This is a genomic window from Pseudomonas sp. B37(2017), assembly GCF_002112885.1.
In the GTDB taxonomy this organism is placed as follows: domain Bacteria; phylum Pseudomonadota; class Gammaproteobacteria; order Pseudomonadales; family Pseudomonadaceae; genus Aquipseudomonas; species Aquipseudomonas paraglycinae.
Map to the genome: position 1 here is coordinate 384,036 of NZ_NEIX01000005.1, position 16,137 is coordinate 400,172.

Consider the following 16,137-nt stretch of genomic DNA (forward strand, 5'->3'; position numbering starts at 1 on the left):
CATTTCGTCAGGCCTGGGCTGCTAGAACACGGCGTTCCCAGGGAGTGATTTCGTCAAAGAAACTGGTCAACTCCATGGTCTTCGAAGCGATGTAGCCTTCGATGAACTCCGTGCCGAACAGTTCCTTTGCAAGCTGGCTGCGCTTCAGACGTTCGAGCGCCGCGTGCAAGGTACACGGCAGCGAAAGATGGTCCGGCACGTCGAACTCGCCCTGAATCGCTTCGCTTGGCTCCAGCTCATGCTCGATGCCGTACAAGCCGGCGGCCAGGCTCGCAGCGATGGCCAGATACGGGTTGGCATCGGCGCCCGGCAAACGGTTCTCGACCCGACGGGCGACCGGCGAACTGGCCGGAATACGCAGGCCGGCAGCGCGGTTGTCGTGGGACCAGCAAGCGTTGTTCGGCGAAGCAAACGGATGGCACAGGCGCTGATAGGAATTGACGTTCGGCGCAAACAGCGCGGTGAAGTCAGCCATGCCCGCCTGCTGCCCGCCGATGAAGTGGCGGAACATCGCGGTCGGCTGACCGTCCGCATCACTGAACACATTCTTGCCGCTGCCGATCTCGACGATGCTCTGGTGAATGTGCATCGAACTGCCCGGCGTGTGCGCCAGCGGCTTGGCCATGCACACCACGGTCAGGCCGTGCTTGAGCGCGACTTCCTTGAGCAGGTGCTTGAACAGGAAGGTCTGGTCGGCCAGCAGCAGCGGATCACCGTGCAGCAGGTTGATCTCGAACTGGCTGACGCCCATTTCGTGCATGAAGGTATCGCGCGGCAGGCCGAGGGCCGCCATGCATTTATAGACTTCACTGAAGAACGGCCGCAGACCGTTATTGGAGCTGACGCTGAACGCCGAGTGACCGTCCTCGCGACGACCGTCGAGACCGACGGGCGGCTGGAACGGCTGGGTCGGGTCGGTGTTAGGAGCGAACACAAAGAATTCGAGTTCGGTCGCCACCACCGGCGCCAGACCGAGGGCTGCGTAGCGGGCAATGACTTTCTTGAGCTGACCACGGGTCGACAGGTTGGAGCTTTCGCCGGTCAGCTCGTCGGCATCACAGATGGCAAAGGCCCGTGGCTCTTCGCTCCAAGGCAACGGATGGATCTGCGCAGGATCGGCCACCAGCGCCAGATCGCCGTCATCGCTGCCATAGAATTTGGCGGCGGGATAACCGCCCATGATGCATTGCAGCAGCACCCCCCGGGCCAACTGCAAACGCCGCCCTTCGAGGAAGCCCTCGGCGGTCATTACCTTGCCCCGTGGCACACCATTCAAATCCGGCGTGACACATTCAATCTCATCAATGCCCGTCAATCGCTGCGCGAGTGAACGCTGGCCATCGGTTGTCATGACGCAATCCTTGTTATTGTGCGAGCCGCGAACGGCGACCCGGACAAAATAGGCTTCGGCTGTTCGGAATATCAAGCAGCAGCCAACAAAAAGAATTCCGGTCGATGAATCCGTGATTCAGGGCAGGTAAATACTGAACACGCCACCGCCCAACGGGCCGCCATTACGGATCTCGGTCCGGCCGCCAACACCGTTGCGCTGATGCAGCGCGGCGATGCGTCCGGCGAAGTACAGACCAAGGCCGGTGCTGCCACTGCTGTGGTTGATGCCCTGCACGTAATCGGACTGACGCTCGAGCATTTCGGCCGGGTAACCGTCGCCGTCGTCATTGATGCTCAGCACCAGTTGACCGGCTTCGTCGCTGACGGTGATCAGCAGCGATTCACGGGCGTAGCGGATCGCGTTGTTGATGCAGTTGCCCAGCACCGAGGCGATCAGTTCACGGTCGAAAAAGCCCAAGGGACTGAGCGGATCGACTTCGTAAGTGGCGATGATTCCACGACTGGCGAACACTTCCTGATGCGCCGCCAGTTGCGCCTCGATGAAATCGTCCAGCTCGTGATAGGCCGGCTGCAAAGGCATCTGATTCACCCCGAGCTTGTACAGCCCGAGCAACTGCACCAGCATGCCATTGAGGTGGGCGAACTCGAAGTCGATCACGCCCTGCTCCGCCCCTTGGCGCTGCGCCTCGGGCAGACGCGTCAGCCATTGGCTGTGGGCCTGCATCAGCATCGCCAGAGAGTTCTTCATGTCGTGCACGGTGGAGGCGATCACCGTGGAAAAATCCAGTGCCTGCTCGTCTTGGTTCATTCGCCAAACGCCTTGCTTTTCAGCTTCTGATAACGCGGATAACGCGCGTCGGTATCGGGCATCATGCCCACCAGTTTCAGGCAGGCCCGACATTCTTCCAGCTCCGCCGACGGCACATTGGTGTCGGTGCCGTGCAGCAGCGACTGGGCCATGTTCAGCGCGATACTGATGTTCTTCGGTTGCATCTTCAGCGCCTTGCGGAACACCTCGCGGGCCTCCACCAGGTTGCCGGTCTTGTACACGCGCACGCCCTGACGGTTGAGGTCGGCGGCAGCGTTGCTGGAGCTGAGAATAGTCGGGTCGTCGGTGAGCTTGGCGATGTCTTTCATCACCGTCGGGTCATCGCCGTAGATTTCCGCACAGCTCTTGAGCATCGAAGTGCCCGCCTCGGCCTGGCCGAGCATCTGCAATTGCTTGGCGACCAGCAGCGCCGCCTCGGGGCTCATGAACTGTTCCATGCCGTCGAGGCGCATCAGCGCTTGTTCGGTGAGCTTCTCGGCGGTCTCGGCATCGTTGAGCAACAGGCTCGTGGCCTTCATCAGACGCGCGCGAATCTGCAGGCCCGGATCGGTCGGGTTTTCTTTCGCCACCGCACTCAGTGTGGTGTTGATCTCCAGACGCGTGCGGGTGTCGAGCCCGCGTTCGCTGCCCTTGCTGATCAGCGCGTGGGCCAGGCCGAGATTGCTTTCCGGATCCTTGAAGCGCGATTGCGCGCCCTGATTCACCGCCTGGCGATAAGCCCGGGAGGCGGTGTCGAAATCTTCGTTGGCCATCGCCAGCTTGCCCAGCAACGCCTGACGGCGCACCGCCAGCGGCGACAGGCGAATCGCCTCCTCCAGCACTTGCTGCGCGCCTTTGGTATCGCCTTCGGCGACCAGCACGTCGGCCATGCCGTCGTACAGCGCCGGCATCATCGGGAAGACCTTCAGGGCTTTTTCGTAAACGCCCTTGGCCTGACTGACCTGCCCGCGCTTGAACAGCAATTTGCCCAACCCGGCAAACGCCCACGGCAACGGCCGGTCGGCGATGATGCCGTCGTATAGGCGCTCGAGCGCTTCGTTCTGGTTCATGTCGCGCAGCGCATCGGCGCGATAGCGCAGGCACAGCGGCGAATAGCGGATGTCCTGTTTGCACAGGGCGATGCAGGCGTTGAGCACTTCGACCGGTTTGCCACGGTCGAGAGCTTGCAGAATCGGCTTGAGCAGGGTCTTGCGCTGCTCCAGACGCTCCAGCCGCTGAGCGAGGCCGGAGCGGTTGAACGGTTTGGTCAGGTACGCGTCCGGCTCGTGCTCCAGGGCACTGAGCACCATCGCCTGACTGGTCTCGGCCGTGACCATCACGAACACCGCTTCGTGGCTGATCAGCTTCTCCATCATCAGGTCTTCCAGCACCTGCTGACCGTTCTTCTTGCCGTCACCGAGGTGGAAGTCCTGGAGGATGAAATCGTAGGACTTCTGCGCACACATTTTCAGCGCCTGCTCACCGGTGTCGGCGGTGTCCACATCCTTGACGCCCAACTCGCGCAACATGGAACGCACGGAACTGCGGAAATCCGAGAAATCATCGACGATCAGAAAACTCTTTTGGTGATACGACAGCATCGAGGATTTCCAGGCAATTGAAGAGGATGGACCATTTCCAGGCGCGCAGATGATAGCTGCCGGCCAAATGCTATCAAGCGATTTCGCGCGACTCTGAAGTCACCGAACGGGTTATCGGCCGGATCAGCGGTTCTCTTGAAGCGAGGGTTCAAGATTCGTTGCGCAAGGATTACCCTGCGCGGCGGTTCTCACCTTCCAACGGCAAAGGATTCATCGTGTACATCAAGGGACGCTACATCGTGTCGGCCTGTGCGCTGCTGTTTTTTCAGCAGGCACTGGCGAGCGGAATGGACTGCACAAAGGCGGCGAGTGTTGTGGAGAAAGCGATTTGCGCGGAGAAGCCGTTGTATGAGCTGGATGCGCAGATGGGGGCGGCTTACCGGAAATTGATGAAGGCTGCACAGGCGCAGGCCGACGTGAAAAAGGCCCAGCGTCAGTGGCTGAAGGAGCGTGATCGATGTGGCGAGGAGGTCAGTTGTCTGAGCCAGCGTTATCAGGATCGTTTGCAGGTCTTGCACGCGCAGTGGATCGACGCGGTGGCCTACAAACCGGACGAGATCGATAAACAGGTCATGGAGGATCTGCAGCAGCGGGTTCGGGAGATGAGCAAGGAGAATCCGGAGTTTGCGCTGGAGCGGGCGCTGGATTCTCTGACCCTTGGCTACGTCGGCAGCTCGTTTTCAGCCGAGCTGGATGAGGATGAGCAACCGCTCTTCCCCACGATCATCCCCAAAGATGTCACGCAAGACGAGTGGAAAGCACTGCAAGCATCCGACATCAAGGGGGCCGCAGAGTCCGGCCAAACCTCGTACACCCTGATGGATCTGGATGGTGACGGCCAGCGCGACCTCATCGTGGAAACCTACGCCGGCGGAACCGGGATGTTTCATTACACGGAAACCTGGCGTCGGGGCGACAGCAGGTTTATCAGGAGAAAGGCTGAGATTGCCCCTCAGAACAGTAACGACAGCGTCCTTTTCTATACCAATGACCGCGGTGCCAATCAGGCCGTGTACCTGATCGGTGCTCGCGGAAAAATCTATTTCGCCTACCAGAACGGCAGCTACGGCGAAGATCAGGTCTACCTGCTCAACCCCCTGAAGATCAACCGGCAGGTGCCGACGATCAGCGTGCGCTACGACTACCAACTGACCGTTCCGCAAACTCAGTACATCGAGGACAGCGATAAAGCCTACGAACTGGAACCGTCCCTGCAGAAGGTGCTCGCCAAAGCTGTGACCGGTCTGGACGCACATGCGGGGATGACGGGACAGCAGAAAAAGCCGCTCTGCCCCATCCCCCAATCCGCCAAGGACATTGAGGAGTACTACGGCTACGGTGCGAGCTACTACGCGATCGAACCTGTCGCCGACTTCCCCGTGATCATTGGTGATGATTGTTATGTCGCAAGACTGATCAACTGGTTCGGTACCTACGACGAAAAAAACGGTCTTCCTGCGTTACTGTTGATGCGCAAGCCGGAGTCCGAAGATCCGCAGCGCAGTTATTCAGTGAACGGGCGCCGACATATCACCCAGGTCAGCACATCAGTCGGCAAAACCGAAGGCGGAGCTGAAAGTCTCTAAAGCTTCGCGCCCTTCGAAATACAAAAAAGCCCCACCAGTTTTCTCTGCATGGGGCTTTTCAATTCAGGGCGCTTCTCAGACCTCCGCCACCAACACATCGGCAATCCGGATACTCAACGCCGCACCTGTCAGCGTCGGGTTCACGCAGGAGGACGATGGCATGACGCTCGTGCCCGCGATGAACAGATTGGAATGGTCGTGACTGCGGCAATCGCGGTCCACCACGGAGTCTTTCGGGTCATCGCCCATGATGGTGGTGCCCATGATGTGCTGCCGATTCTGGAAGCCCGTGTCGGTGCTGAGGATGTCGGCGTCGAGCAGTTTCGCAAACTGTTTGAAGTCCTCCAGAGCCTTCTCTTTGCCGGCGTGCCAGTAGTCGGGAACGCTGTAGTAGATCTCGGGAACCGGCAGACCGATTGCGTCGAACTTGGTCTTGCTCGGGGTGACCCGGTTTTCCGGCAGTGGCAAGGTTTCGAAGTCGACAGCCCAGTTCAGGGAGCGCGCCGATTGCAGCCGGATCTGCTCATCGAGCTTCGAGCCCAGCACGCCTTTGGCAATCAGGTTCGAAGTGATCTGCGACGTCGGCACGGTGTTGCGCACCTTGATCTTGTAGCTCGGATAATCGTTGCGAAACGCACCATCGCGGCTGTTCAGATAAACCAGCAATTGCGTCGGCCCTTCGCCCGGCCACATGTCTTCCTTGGTCATGACGTTCATGCTGATGCCGGTGTGATCCATCAGGTTGCGCCCGACCTGATCCGACGAGTTGGCAATCCCGTTCGGATACTTTTCCGAGGTCGACATCAACAGCAGCTTCGGCGACTCGATACCGTAAGCCGCCAGCACAAAGGCCCGTGCGGTCAGTTTGTGTTTGGACTTGTCGGGGCGCATGTACCAGATCGCGGTGATCTTTCCATCGTCGCCCGCCTCGATCTTGTAGACCACGGAGTTGTCTAGCACCTTGGCGCCATGACGCTCGGCTTCATCGATATGCATCGAACCGTCGTACTTCGCCGCGATCGGGCACACCGGGTTGCAGTTGTTGTTGCCGGCGCAGGGAGGCCGTTTGCCATAGGGGCGGGTTGCCCGGCCATTCGGCTCGAGGATCGGGTTATACCCGCCCTTGCTGAGCAATTCGGAAAGGCGCTTGAACATGTAGCTCGGTTTCAGGCCTTCCATCGGATAGGGAATCGAGCGCGGTGGATAGGCGTCTCCGCCCTGCCCGCTTTCGTCCTGGCCGTCGACGCCGGAAACGCCCAGTTCGATTTCAGCTCGAGCGTAATACGGTTCCAGTTCGTCATAACTGATGGGCCAGTCACGACCACGGCCATACAACGACTTGAGACGAAAATCGTTGGGCAGCATGCGCCACAGCGATGACCCGAAATGCCAGGTGGTGCCGCCCACCACACGCAGATAAGAGGTGTTGTATTTCACCGGCCCTACCTGCTGCAGATAGTCGCCATAGGTAGAGGGCGCATGGGGCAGGCTCGGATAAGGCGACCCGGCACCCTGCAGCTTCGCATTGGCCAGCGAGAGTTTCACCGGAGCATTGCGGAACGTTTCCACCACATCACGGCGATTCACCCGAGGACCGGCCTCGAGCACGATCACCGACTTGTTCGCTTTGGCCAGGCCCGTGGCGATCAGGCCGCCCATGACACCGGAGCCGATGATCACCACATCGGCATCGAATTGATCGCTGCTCATACTGTCGAGTCCTGATTGACTGCTGGTTTGGGACCCCATGAATCCGGGCCGCCACCGTAGGTTGGAATGATGAGAATGCCGTGAGTGGGCTGATACATCATGGCGAGGGAATAGCTGATCAGCTCGGCATCCGCCGGCTCACCGACAATGCCCAGATACCAGGCGGAAATGATGCTGGTGGCCGTGGCTCGCAGCGATGGATCCGGATTCGGCTGCGCCAGGTATTCGTCGACATGCCTGTACCCCTGTGCGCCGATCAATTGCTTCAGGGCAATTACATTGGTCGAGAAATTCGGCGCGCGCTTTTCCAGTGCGGCGTAGTAACGACCGGCCAGAACCGGATTGACCGCAGGACTGACCAGAAACTGCGACAGCGCAATGAAATCGTCGCTCGATACCTGGGCTGCCAGCACCGATTGCCAGGGCAGCGCACTGCCGATCATCGCCGCCAGCCCCAGCGTCACGGAACCGCGCAACAGATTGCGGCGAGTGAGCCCCGTCGAGCTTTCGGTTTGAATTTTTTCGTGTTTGTGCGTCATTGAAGTGTCCATTGCTCAGGCCTCCTTGCGCCGACGTGCCATCAAGGCCCATGCGCCCAGGCCGATCAGCAAGCACACGAGAATGATGACCGGGATCGTAAACTTCGCCATCACTGCCAGCGGTGCCTTGGGACCACCTTCCCGTACCTGCGCCACATCGGCGGCGGTGACAATCGTGTCGGCATTGCCGTAGCGCGACAGCACGTAGTTGCTGACGTCGGCAATCTGCTGGTCGTTCAGGCGGTCGGTGAACAGCGCGTCAGGGCCGAAACCCGGCATGTCGATGGCCACACCGTCGACTTCGCGGTGCACGCCATACACGATGGCCGCAATCAGGTTGTCGCTGCGACTGGTGGCGGTGTTGTGAAACAGCGATGGATATTCCCGGGTGCCCTGACCGTTCGGCTGATGGCAGTTGGCGCAAGTGCCACTGAAAATGTGCCAGCCCGGGTTGTCCCCCGGTTTGCCTCCGCGCAGCGTCAATTCATCGACCGAAGCCTGACCGTACTCGTGCCGGGCCTTGCTCTCTCCGGTCTTGATCGGCGCCGTCTGCAGCAGATAGGCCGCGATGGCTTTGAGATCCACATCGCTCAGATGCTGCAGACTGTTCTCCACCGCTTCGGCCATTGGACCTGCCGCCTGGGCCTTGCCCTCGACGTGACCGGTACGCAGATACGCCACGATCTCGTCGTTTGACCAGGCACCGATGCCGCTGACTTTGTCGGAAGTGATATTGGGGGCATACCAACTGCCCAGCGATCCGCCGGCCAACGGTTTTGCGCTGTCGGCCGCCATCAGGACATTGCGCGGTGTATGACAGGTGTCGCAGTGAGCCAGGCCGTTGACCAGATAGTCGCCACGATTGACCTCGGCGGACTTGGCCGGATCCGGTGTGAAGCGTGTTTTGCTGTGGAACAGCGCGTTCCAGCCAATCATCGATGCACGAATATTGAACGGGAAATCCAGAGCGGTTTTCTGGTTCGGCGTATCGACCGGCGTCACCTCATGCATGAAGTAGTCGTAGAGCGCAGCAATGTCGCTGTCGGTCATCTTCGAATAAGAGGTGTAGGGCATCGCCGGGTACAACCGAGTGCCATCGGCCGCCACCCCGTCACGCACCGCACGGGCGAATTGCTCAGACGTGTAATTGCCGATACCCGCCGTTTTCGAAGGCGTGATGTTGGTCGAGTAGATCGTGCCCATCGGTGAGCCGAGCGGATAGCCACCCGCAAAAGCCTTGCCGCCTGGCGCCGTATGACAAGCCACACAGTCAGCGGCTACCGCCAGACGCTTGCCCACCGACGCGGTGCTGTCGAGCGTCTCGCCGTACGCGGTGCCAGCTATGGCGATCAGCAGCGTAACCAATCCGGCAGAGGCGTACCCCCTGCGTTTCCCTTTATCAATGCGACGCGACATGAGTCCTACCCTAGGCTGCTTCGTTCTTTTTTTTCACGGTTCCGGCGAGCACGAACACGGCATCCTCGCCATCTCGTAAACCGAGGACGAAGAGGTACGATGTCGTACGTATTTATTGGAATATTCCACACAATGTAACACTTGGCAACAAATAGAAAAGGCCAAGTGCCATCTTTTGTATGTATGTGCTGAATGCTCTAAAACGCTGGTTACAAGGGGGTTTAATGCGGAATATATTTAGATAAGAAACAACTGGTAACCCTACAGTTGTGGACTCCGCAGCCGAAAGATGTACGACGACACGTCATTTACCTACGAGCTGCGCTCGATATTGACCCGCCCCCACATGTCAGCAGGATGCCCCTTATGAGTTGGTTGAATGACGCAAGACTTTCCACGAAATTGATCACGGCCTTCGCGGCGTGCGCCTTCATTACTTTGGGGGTGGGCCTGCTGGGAAGCCGGGGAGTGACCGAGCTTTCGACGAGCCTCAGATCGGTGTTCGGCAACAACCTGGTCGCCGTCGCCAACATTGCGCAGACCAAAATCAAGGCTGTCGGACAGACCCGTGACATGTATCGGCTTTACGTCGCCACAGCCGCCAACCTGCCACAGAGCACCAAGGACGAATTCCTCGCCTCGATGAGCGCCAACCAGTTGGCGAGCGAAAAAGCCTTTGCCGAATACCGAAAAACCGAGCTTGCCGACGACGAACGTGCGGCCGGTGACCGAATGGAAAAAGCCTGGCCCGTTTACCAGGCGATCGTGCAAAGGTATCTGGCCCTGATGAAGGCCGGCGACCTGGAAAATGGCCGCGAACTGCTGCTCGGCGACCTGCAGAAAAACTACCGCGTCGTCATGGACGAATTGACCATCATGACCAACTCCAACGATATGCAAGTCAGCGAAGCCGCAAAACGATCGGTTCTTACGGAGTCTTCCGCCAAGACGTCGCTGTACATCGGCATCGTGCTGGCCTTCGTCGCTGCAATTTTGCTCGGCCTGTTCATCAGCCGACTGATCAGCCGCCCCATTTCCAAAGCCGTTGAAAGCGCCCGAAGCATCGCTGGGGGCGACTTGACTCAAAACATCGCCAGCACCGGCCGCGACGAGGCCGGTCAGTTGCTCACGGCCCTGGCCGAGATGCAGGGCAGTCTGAAAAGCACTATCCAGCAGATCGCCAGCGCGGCAGATCAACTGGCTTCAGCTGCAGAAGAACTCACCGCCGTCACTGACAATGGAAGCCGTGGCTTGATACGTCAGAATGACGAGATCCAGCAGGCTGCGACCGCCGTCACGGAGATGACCTCCGCTGTGGAGGAGGTTGCGCGCAACGCGGTATCCACTTCCGAGGCCTCCCAGACCACCAGCCGGGAAGCCAGCAACGGCCGCGACCAGGCGCGAAACGCCGTTGCCGCGATCAACCATGCAACCACGGAAATCGCTACCTCCACGACCATGGTCAAGGATCTGGCAGAGAAAGTACGGGACATCGGCAAGGTTCTGGATGTCATCAGGGGGATAGCAGAGCAAACCAATCTGCTGGCGCTTAACGCCGCCATCGAGGCTGCACGCGCGGGTGAGCAAGGTCGAGGTTTTGCCGTCGTTGCCGACGAGGTAAGAGCCCTGGCGGCGAGAACCCAGGCTTCGACGGGGGAAATCGAAGGCATGATCAACGACGTTCGCAACAGTGCAGACGAGGCCGTCGGCGCCATGGGGAAAAGCCAGGCGCTGGTCAGCGAAACCCAGTCACTGGCGCAAGCGACCGGCCAGGCCCTGGAGCTGATTGCCGACGGCATCTCGCAGATCAATGACCGCAACCTCGTCATCGCGACAGCCTCGGAAGAACAGGCACACGTTGCTCGTGAAGTGGACCGAAATCTGGTCAACATTCAGGATCTTTCCACCCAGACAGCGGCAGGCGCGCATCAGACCAGCGCCTCGACTCAGGAACTCTCCAACCTGGCGGCGTCGTTCAACACAATGGTCAGTCGCTTCCGCTTATAAATTCGTGAAAACAAAAAGCCCCGCGCAGATCACTCTGCGCGGGGCTTTTCAATAGATGGTGTCCCAGGGCAGGTTCGAACTGCCAACCTTCCCCTTAGGAGGGGGATGCTCTATCCAATTGAGCTACTGGGACACAGGACTGTCGGTGCGACAGACGGCGTGCATGTTAACGGCCGGGCCCTGATTTGTCATGTCGTCCGCAGGGGTTTTTAAGTGTAGGCAGGCGCCCTGCAAGGTGGCCGGACGTTTTACCGTGCAATTTGCATCACCGCAAAAAGCCATCATTGCAGAATGCAATGCGCCCTCTTCGAAAAACCCTGTTAAATGCTTGTTTTTAAAGGACTTAACAGCGGTTAGACTATTGGCACGACGGCTGCTTTACCGGTTGATATAAAAGAACAATCGGAGACTCGTCTCATGAACAGCGCCCTCGTGTTCGCAAACGCAATCGCACTGGCTGTCCTGGTGGGCTTTCACTTCGTCCCCGAGGACAACGAGGAAGTGGCCGGGCGCATGCCGCATTACCTGCAAGTGCAGAAGGCGCCGCAATGGGCGGTGTTGAGCGATCAGAGCTTCGCCCCGCAAGCGGTCAGCGAGTCTGAACAGGCGTTGCCGGCGCATTCGACTGAACGTCTGGTGTTTTGAAATATCTTCAGGAGTACAGCATGTCCAAGTCAGCTGCAGGATTTCTGATCCTCGCCTTATTGAGTGGCCTCGGGCATTTTTCGCTGTTCGAGGAAACCGAAATATCCCTGCCGCTGATCGGTTGCGGCGTCTTCTCGGCGCTGTTCGTATTGGCGCTGGTGGCCGGTCGCAAGATCAAGTTTGATCCGGTATTGCGCTAAGCCTGACCAGCTCCAGCAGATGATGGACGGCGTCGGCCAGGTCGCCCGAGTTGTCGATCAGGTGCACAGGGCTATCGGTTGATCGCCTGTCCTTGAATAGCGTGTTGCGGGCCAGCCTCGCATCGATCTGCTCAAGCGTCTCCCGGCCACGCCGGAGCAGGCGCTCACGCAAGACGTTATCTCGAACCGTCAGCAACACCGGCACCAGTGTCGGATAGCTTTCCAGCGCCTGCCGGAGGTTCGCCCGAGAGCCGTTCACCAGGACGTGTTTCCCGGCTTTCAACCATTGGTCCATTTCCACCGGAATCCCGTAGGCGAGACCATTGGCCTCCCACGCCAGTGCAAACTCGCCGGCGCGCTGACGCTGCTCGAACTCCTGGGGCGTCACGCCGATCGCATCCTCACCCACGGATTCGGCCGAACGGGTGATCACTCGTCTGATGATTTCGCAGTTCAACGCCCGCAAGGGTTCCCGCGCAGCCTCGATCAGACTGTCCTTGCCTGAGCCGGAAGGTCCCATCAGGTAAATCAGCCTGCCATCCATCCTGAAAACGCCCTCCGGCGGGCATTTGCCCCTAGTAAATCGGCCATTTGCCACTATCCTGTACAAGGTAAGGAACAACGATTCAACCCGCATAGCATGCACGTTCTGACGCCTTCGGGCATCAGTCGACGTGTTTCAGGACGCGGTCAGCGATATGGACCGATGCTTTCTTTTCAAACCAGTCCGCATTTCTGATAATTGGTGCTGGCATTACGCCTTTACCCGGATCAATATTTGTCACAGAATTGACGCCAATGATCTGGCAATTTTGAGGCATGATGCGCGCCTCTTAACAATTCAGGTTGAACCATTTGGCGCGGATGCTTGTCCTACCACACATCCTGCGGCCAATCCCGAGAACCGCTCCCCTGAACTAACCGGTTAAATATATGCGCCCATTGAAACAGGCAATTTATTCCAGCCGTACGGCTGACAAGTTCGTCGTACGTCTGCCAGACGGAATGCGTGAACGCATTGCCGAGGTGGCTCGCAATCATCATCGCAGCATGAACTCCGAGATCATTGCGCGCCTTGAGCAGAGTCTTATTCAGGAAGGTGCACTGGGCGAAGAGCTGAGCATGCGCCTGGACAGCCCGGAGCTGTCGCTGCACGAACGCGAGCTGCTGCAACGCTTCCGCCAGCTCTCCCATCGCCAGCAGAACGCGCTGGTTTCTCTGATCGCCCACGACGCCGAAATGGCCGCAGACGCATCCTGAGTCAAACCGAACATCTCAAGCCAGCATGAATGCTGGCTTTTTTTTGCCTGCAATTCGGGTTTTTCAGGGGCGAAAAAAAGCCCGCCAATCGGCGGGCTGTTTCATTGCAGTCAGTCAGAGCAGGAAAATCGTCGCCAGTCCCAGGAAGATGAAGAAGCCGCCACTGTCGGTCATGGCCGTGATCATCACGCTGGCGCCCATCGCCGGATCGCGGCCCATCTTGGCCAGGGTCATCGGGATCAATACCCCCATCAACGCCGCCAGCAACAGGTTCAACGTCATGGCGGCAGTCATCACTACACCCAACGACCAGCTGCCGTAGAGCAAGTAAGCGACCACACCGATCACTCCACCCCAGACCAGGCCATTGATCAACGCCACAGCCAGCTCTTTGCGCATCAGACGCGAGGTGTTGCCGGTGCTGACCTGGTCGAGCGCCATGGCGCGAACGATCATGGTGATCGTCTGGTTGCCGGAGTTGCCGCCAATGCCTGCCACGATCGGCATCAGCGCCGCCAAAGCCACCAGCTTCTCGATCGAACCTTCGAACAGGCCGATCACCCGCGATGCGACGAATGCAGTGATCAGGTTGATCGCCAGCCACGCCCAACGGTTGCGCAGGGATTTCCAGACGGAGGCGAAGATGTCTTCCTCTTCACGCAGACCCGCCATGTTGAGGACTTCGCTTTCGCTCTCCTCACGAATCAGGTCGACCATCTCGTCGATGGTCAGACGGCCGATCAGCTTGCCGTTCTTGTCGACCACCGGGGCCGAGATCAAGTCGTAACGCTCGAACGCCTGAGCGGCGTCGTAGGCGTCTTCATCCGGGTGAAAACTCACCGGGTCACTGGCCATGACTTCGGAAACCTGTTTCTCCGGGTCATTCACCAGCAAACGCTTGATCGGCAGCACGCCCTTGAGCACGCCGTCGTAGTCGACGACGAACAGTTTGTCGGTATGGCCCGGCAATTCTTTGAGGCGACGCAGGTAACGCAGAACCACTTCGAGACTGACATCCTCACGGATGGTCACCATCTCGAAGTCCATCAGCGCACCGACCTGCTCCTCGTCGTAGGAGAGGGCCGAACGCACACGTTCGCGTTGTTGCTGGTCCAGAGTCTCCATCAGCTCATGGACGACGTCTCGCGGCAGCTCGGAGGCCAGGTCAGCAAGTTCGTCGGCATCCATGTCCTTGGCCGCAGCCAGGAGCTCGTGATCGTCCATGTCGGCGATCAGCGTTTCACGGACGGAATCGGATACTTCGAGAAGAATGTCGCCGTCGCGATCGGCCTTGACCAGTTGCCAGAGCGTCAGACGATCGTCCAGCGGCAGGGCTTCAAGGATGTAGGCGACGTCAGCGGAGTGCAGATCATCGAGCTTGCGTTGCAGCTCGACGAGATTTTGCCGGTGGACCAGGTTCTCGACCCGGTCATGATGCGGGCCTTCCTGGCGATGAGTCAGGTCTTCGACGACCCGCTGGCGCTGCAGCAGTTCGACGACCTGAGCCAGGCGATCCTGCAGGCTTTCCTGTGTTTTCTTTACTTCGATTTCGGACATAGGCGAACTCCACTCCCAGCAGCGGGGCACGCCGGAAGGATCAATCAGTCAATTCATGATTGGTGAAACGGGTTACTGAATAACTACTGGGTAAGTCCATGGAGGTTTTCCATAAGCCCCGGCGGGGCTGACGGGCGCAATGATACACCGCCTGACGGTTTTAAACGTTAAAAAATAGTGGCTGAAACAAGCGCTTGCGAGACAAAGCTGAGCGCTGTCCTGATCCTTCACACTGCGACGACTCATCCTGAAAAGAAAACACACCGGCGGTGAAAAAACTGCCGACTACGCTTGGGGACAATCGTCACGGAGGACGCCGAATGCCATCGAAAACATCCCGATTCATGCTGACCACCCTGCTCTGCCTGCCCGCCATCGGGAGCGCAACGACACTTCATCGCTGCGAAGCTTCTGATGGTCGCGTCACGTTCACCACGCTGAGCTGCGCGAACGATGAGCACCTTTCATTGCAGGAAGTTCGCCCCTACTCGCCTGGCTCGACAGTCACCCTGATACCCGAAGCCCGGCACGAAGAAATATCCGGTATGAATATCAGAAAGCGAGAAATGGCCGTCGTCGGGCGCACTCACGATAAATGTGGAGATCTGATCGACGCGCGACAGAAACGCGAGGCAATCATCAATCAACGAATCATCGCCGGCATGAGCCAACAGGAGGTTGAAAGCGCCTTGGGCAAACCCGACAAGGTGAGCATCCGCAATTCGGCAACGAGTTATCGTTACGACCTCAAGCGAGGCCGCAGTGCTCAAATCCATTTTGATGAGAAAGGATGCGTGACGGGAAAAGCCAAATCCCGGACAGCAAAAAGCCCGCGTTAAACGCGGGCTTTTCGGTATATGGTGCACTCGACAGGATTCGAACCTGTGACCGCTCGGTTCGTAGCCGAGTACTCTATCCAGCTGAGCTACGAGTGCAATTTGTGTTTTTAGACCAGACCACAACTGGCTGTAACCAAGTCATCTGCATTGCTGCAACTGACTCTTAAATGGTGCACTCGACAGGATTCGAACCTGTGACCGCTCGGTTCGTAGCCGAGTACTCTATCCAGCTGAGCTACGAGTGCATTTTGTGTTTTTAGACCAGATCACAACTGGTTGATGCCGAGTCATTTACATCGCTGCAATTGACTCTTAAATGGTGCACTCGACAGGATTCGAACCTGTGACCGCTCGGTTCGTAGCCGAGTACTCTATCCAGCTGAGCTACGAGTGCATTTGTTGCGCCGCATTATAGCCCGTCTAATCTCTATTCCAACCACTTTTTCTATAAATTTCAACAACTTACAGAAAAAGCCAGATTACAACGTACTAAGCAAATAATGGCGGAGAACGGGGGATTCGAACCCCCGACACCCTTTTGAGGTGTACTCCCTTAGCAGGGGAGCGCCTTCGGCCACTCGGCCAGCTCTCCGCAACACGGGGCGTATATTAACCA

The 16,137-nt window shown here is 58.4% G+C and carries 14 protein-coding genes and 5 tRNA genes; 6 read left to right on the plus strand and 13 right to left on the minus strand.

The window, feature by feature from the left end; translation table 11 throughout:
* Positions 1-7: 7 nt before the first annotated feature.
* From CAF90_RS16055 to CAF90_RS16065, 3 genes are all read right to left on the minus strand, one after another.
* Positions 8-1,249 (minus strand): glutamine synthetase family protein, encoded by a 1,242-nt coding sequence (locus CAF90_RS16055; protein WP_162831797.1) that lies wholly within the window; start codon positions 1,247-1,249, stop codon positions 8-10.
* A 219-nt stretch (positions 1,250-1,468) separates the two neighbouring features.
* Positions 1,469-2,161 carry a sensor histidine kinase KdpD gene (locus tag CAF90_RS16060; protein WP_085607432.1) on the minus strand — a complete coding sequence of 231 codons (693 nt, stop codon included), beginning with the start codon at positions 2,159-2,161 and terminating at the stop codon, positions 1,469-1,471.
* Positions 2,158-3,762, minus strand: a complete 1,605-nt coding sequence (locus tag CAF90_RS16065) for a tetratricopeptide repeat-containing response regulator (RefSeq protein ID WP_085607434.1) — start codon at positions 3,760-3,762, stop codon at positions 2,158-2,160. Before CAF90_RS16065 ends, CAF90_RS16060 begins: the two co-directional genes overlap by 4 nt.
* Positions 3,763-3,977: 215 nt before the next feature.
* Between CAF90_RS16065 and CAF90_RS16070 the strand changes: the two genes are divergently transcribed.
* On the plus strand, positions 3,978-5,348 hold the full coding sequence (locus tag CAF90_RS16070) for a lysozyme inhibitor LprI family protein (RefSeq protein WP_085607436.1): 1,371 nt from the start codon (positions 3,978-3,980) through the stop codon (positions 5,346-5,348).
* A 75-nt stretch (positions 5,349-5,423) separates the two neighbouring features.
* Here the strand turns inward: CAF90_RS16070 and CAF90_RS16075 are convergent, their stop codons facing one another.
* Genes CAF90_RS16075 through CAF90_RS16085 form a run of 3 tightly spaced genes read right to left on the minus strand, consistent with a single transcriptional unit; the run spans position 5,424 to position 9,013 of the window.
* The gene (locus CAF90_RS16075) at positions 5,424-7,058 is read right to left on the minus strand and encodes a GMC family oxidoreductase (protein ID WP_039772094.1); all 1,635 of its coding nucleotides are present in this window, start codon (positions 7,056-7,058) and stop codon (positions 5,424-5,426) included.
* Positions 7,055-7,609, minus strand: a complete 555-nt coding sequence (locus CAF90_RS16080; protein WP_085607438.1) for a sugar dehydrogenase complex small subunit — start codon at positions 7,607-7,609, stop codon at positions 7,055-7,057. The genes CAF90_RS16075 and CAF90_RS16080 overlap by 4 nt, the downstream gene beginning before the upstream one ends.
* Before the next feature lie 3 nt (positions 7,610-7,612).
* Entirely contained in the window at positions 7,613-9,013 is a 1,401-nt protein-coding gene (locus CAF90_RS16085) for a cytochrome c (protein WP_085607440.1), read from the minus strand.
* Between the two features lie 366 nt (positions 9,014-9,379).
* On the opposite strand from CAF90_RS16085, the gene CAF90_RS16090 reads away from it, so the two are divergent.
* A complete protein-coding gene (locus tag CAF90_RS16090) occupies positions 9,380-11,020 on the plus strand; it encodes a methyl-accepting chemotaxis protein (RefSeq protein WP_085607442.1) in 1,641 nt (546 codons plus the stop codon).
* A gap of 56 nt (positions 11,021-11,076) precedes the next feature.
* On the opposite strand, the gene CAF90_RS16095 is transcribed toward CAF90_RS16090, so the two are convergent.
* Positions 11,077-11,153 (minus strand) — tRNA-Arg (locus CAF90_RS16095).
* A 284-nt stretch (positions 11,154-11,437) separates the two neighbouring features.
* Here CAF90_RS16095 and CAF90_RS16100 point away from each other — a divergent pair.
* Positions 11,438-11,665, plus strand: coding sequence for a hypothetical protein (locus CAF90_RS16100; protein WP_085607444.1), 228 nt, complete (start codon positions 11,438-11,440; stop codon positions 11,663-11,665).
* Between the two features lie 20 nt (positions 11,666-11,685).
* Complete coding sequence (locus CAF90_RS16105) at positions 11,686-11,865, plus strand: PA3371 family protein (RefSeq protein ID WP_007960291.1); 180 nt, start codon at positions 11,686-11,688, stop codon at positions 11,863-11,865.
* Here CAF90_RS16105 and phnN read toward each other — a convergent pair.
* A complete protein-coding gene (phnN, locus tag CAF90_RS16110) occupies positions 11,840-12,409 on the minus strand; it encodes a phosphonate metabolism protein/1,5-bisphosphokinase (PRPP-forming) PhnN (RefSeq protein ID WP_085607472.1) in 570 nt (189 codons plus the stop codon). The genes CAF90_RS16105 and phnN overlap by 26 nt on opposite strands.
* Before the next feature lie 389 nt (positions 12,410-12,798).
* Here phnN and CAF90_RS16115 point away from each other — a divergent pair, with 389 nt between their 5' ends.
* Positions 12,799-13,125 (plus strand): Arc family DNA-binding protein, encoded by a 327-nt coding sequence (locus CAF90_RS16115; protein WP_003178899.1) that lies wholly within the window; start codon positions 12,799-12,801, stop codon positions 13,123-13,125.
* Between the two features lie 114 nt (positions 13,126-13,239).
* On the opposite strand, the gene mgtE is transcribed toward CAF90_RS16115, so the two are convergent.
* Positions 13,240-14,682 carry a magnesium transporter gene (gene mgtE / locus CAF90_RS16120; protein WP_007960287.1) on the minus strand — a complete coding sequence of 481 codons (1,443 nt, stop codon included), beginning with the start codon at positions 14,680-14,682 and terminating at the stop codon, positions 13,240-13,242.
* A 320-nt stretch (positions 14,683-15,002) separates the two neighbouring features.
* On the opposite strand from mgtE, the gene CAF90_RS16125 reads away from it, so the two are divergent.
* The gene (locus CAF90_RS16125) at positions 15,003-15,521 is read left to right on the plus strand and encodes a cell envelope protein SmpA (protein ID WP_085607446.1); all 519 of its coding nucleotides are present in this window, start codon (positions 15,003-15,005) and stop codon (positions 15,519-15,521) included.
* Between the two features lie 19 nt (positions 15,522-15,540).
* On the opposite strand, the gene CAF90_RS16130 is transcribed toward CAF90_RS16125, so the two are convergent.
* The 4 genes from CAF90_RS16130 to CAF90_RS16145 all read right to left on the minus strand — a co-directional run bounded on the left by CAF90_RS16130 (position 15,541) and on the right by CAF90_RS16145 (position 16,113).
* Positions 15,541-15,617: transfer RNA gene (locus tag CAF90_RS16130), tRNA-Arg, on the minus strand.
* Positions 15,618-15,689: 72 nt separating this feature from the next.
* Positions 15,690-15,766: transfer RNA gene (locus tag CAF90_RS16135), tRNA-Arg, on the minus strand.
* 72 nt (positions 15,767-15,838) lie between these two features.
* Positions 15,839-15,915: transfer RNA gene (locus CAF90_RS16140), tRNA-Arg, on the minus strand.
* A gap of 107 nt (positions 15,916-16,022) precedes the next feature.
* Positions 16,023-16,113: transfer RNA gene (locus CAF90_RS16145), tRNA-Ser, on the minus strand.
* Positions 16,114-16,137: the final 24 nt, after the last annotated feature.

Bases quoted from the DNA above. Each gene is read 5' to 3' on its own strand.
- CAF90_RS16055 (WP_162831797.1), bottom strand. From the start codon at position 1,249: ATGACCGCCGAGGGCTTCCTCGAAGGGCGGCGTTTGCAGTTGGCCCGG.
- CAF90_RS16060 (WP_085607432.1), bottom strand. From the start codon at position 2,161: ATGAACCAAGACGAGCAGGCACTGGATTTTTCCACGGTGATCGCCTCC.
- CAF90_RS16065 (WP_085607434.1), bottom strand. From the start codon at position 3,762: ATGCTGTCGTATCACCAAAAGAGTTTTCTGATCGTCGATGATTTCTCG.
- CAF90_RS16075 (WP_039772094.1), bottom strand. From the start codon at position 7,058: ATGAGCAGCGATCAATTCGATGCCGATGTGGTGATCATCGGCTCCGGT.
- CAF90_RS16080 (WP_085607438.1), bottom strand. From the start codon at position 7,609: ATGGACACTTCAATGACGCACAAACACGAAAAAATTCAAACCGAAAGC.
- CAF90_RS16085 (WP_085607440.1), bottom strand. From the start codon at position 9,013: ATGTCGCGTCGCATTGATAAAGGGAAACGCAGGGGGTACGCCTCTGCC.
- CAF90_RS16090 (WP_085607442.1), top strand. From the start codon at position 9,380: ATGAGTTGGTTGAATGACGCAAGACTTTCCACGAAATTGATCACGGCC.
- CAF90_RS16100 (WP_085607444.1), top strand. From the start codon at position 11,438: ATGAACAGCGCCCTCGTGTTCGCAAACGCAATCGCACTGGCTGTCCTG.
- CAF90_RS16105 (WP_007960291.1), top strand. From the start codon at position 11,686: ATGTCCAAGTCAGCTGCAGGATTTCTGATCCTCGCCTTATTGAGTGGC.
- phnN (WP_085607472.1), bottom strand. From the start codon at position 12,409: ATGGATGGCAGGCTGATTTACCTGATGGGACCTTCCGGCTCAGGCAAG.
- CAF90_RS16115 (WP_003178899.1), top strand. From the start codon at position 12,799: ATGCGCCCATTGAAACAGGCAATTTATTCCAGCCGTACGGCTGACAAG.
- mgtE (WP_007960287.1), bottom strand. From the start codon at position 14,682: ATGTCCGAAATCGAAGTAAAGAAAACACAGGAAAGCCTGCAGGATCGC.
- CAF90_RS16125 (WP_085607446.1), top strand. From the start codon at position 15,003: ATGCCATCGAAAACATCCCGATTCATGCTGACCACCCTGCTCTGCCTG.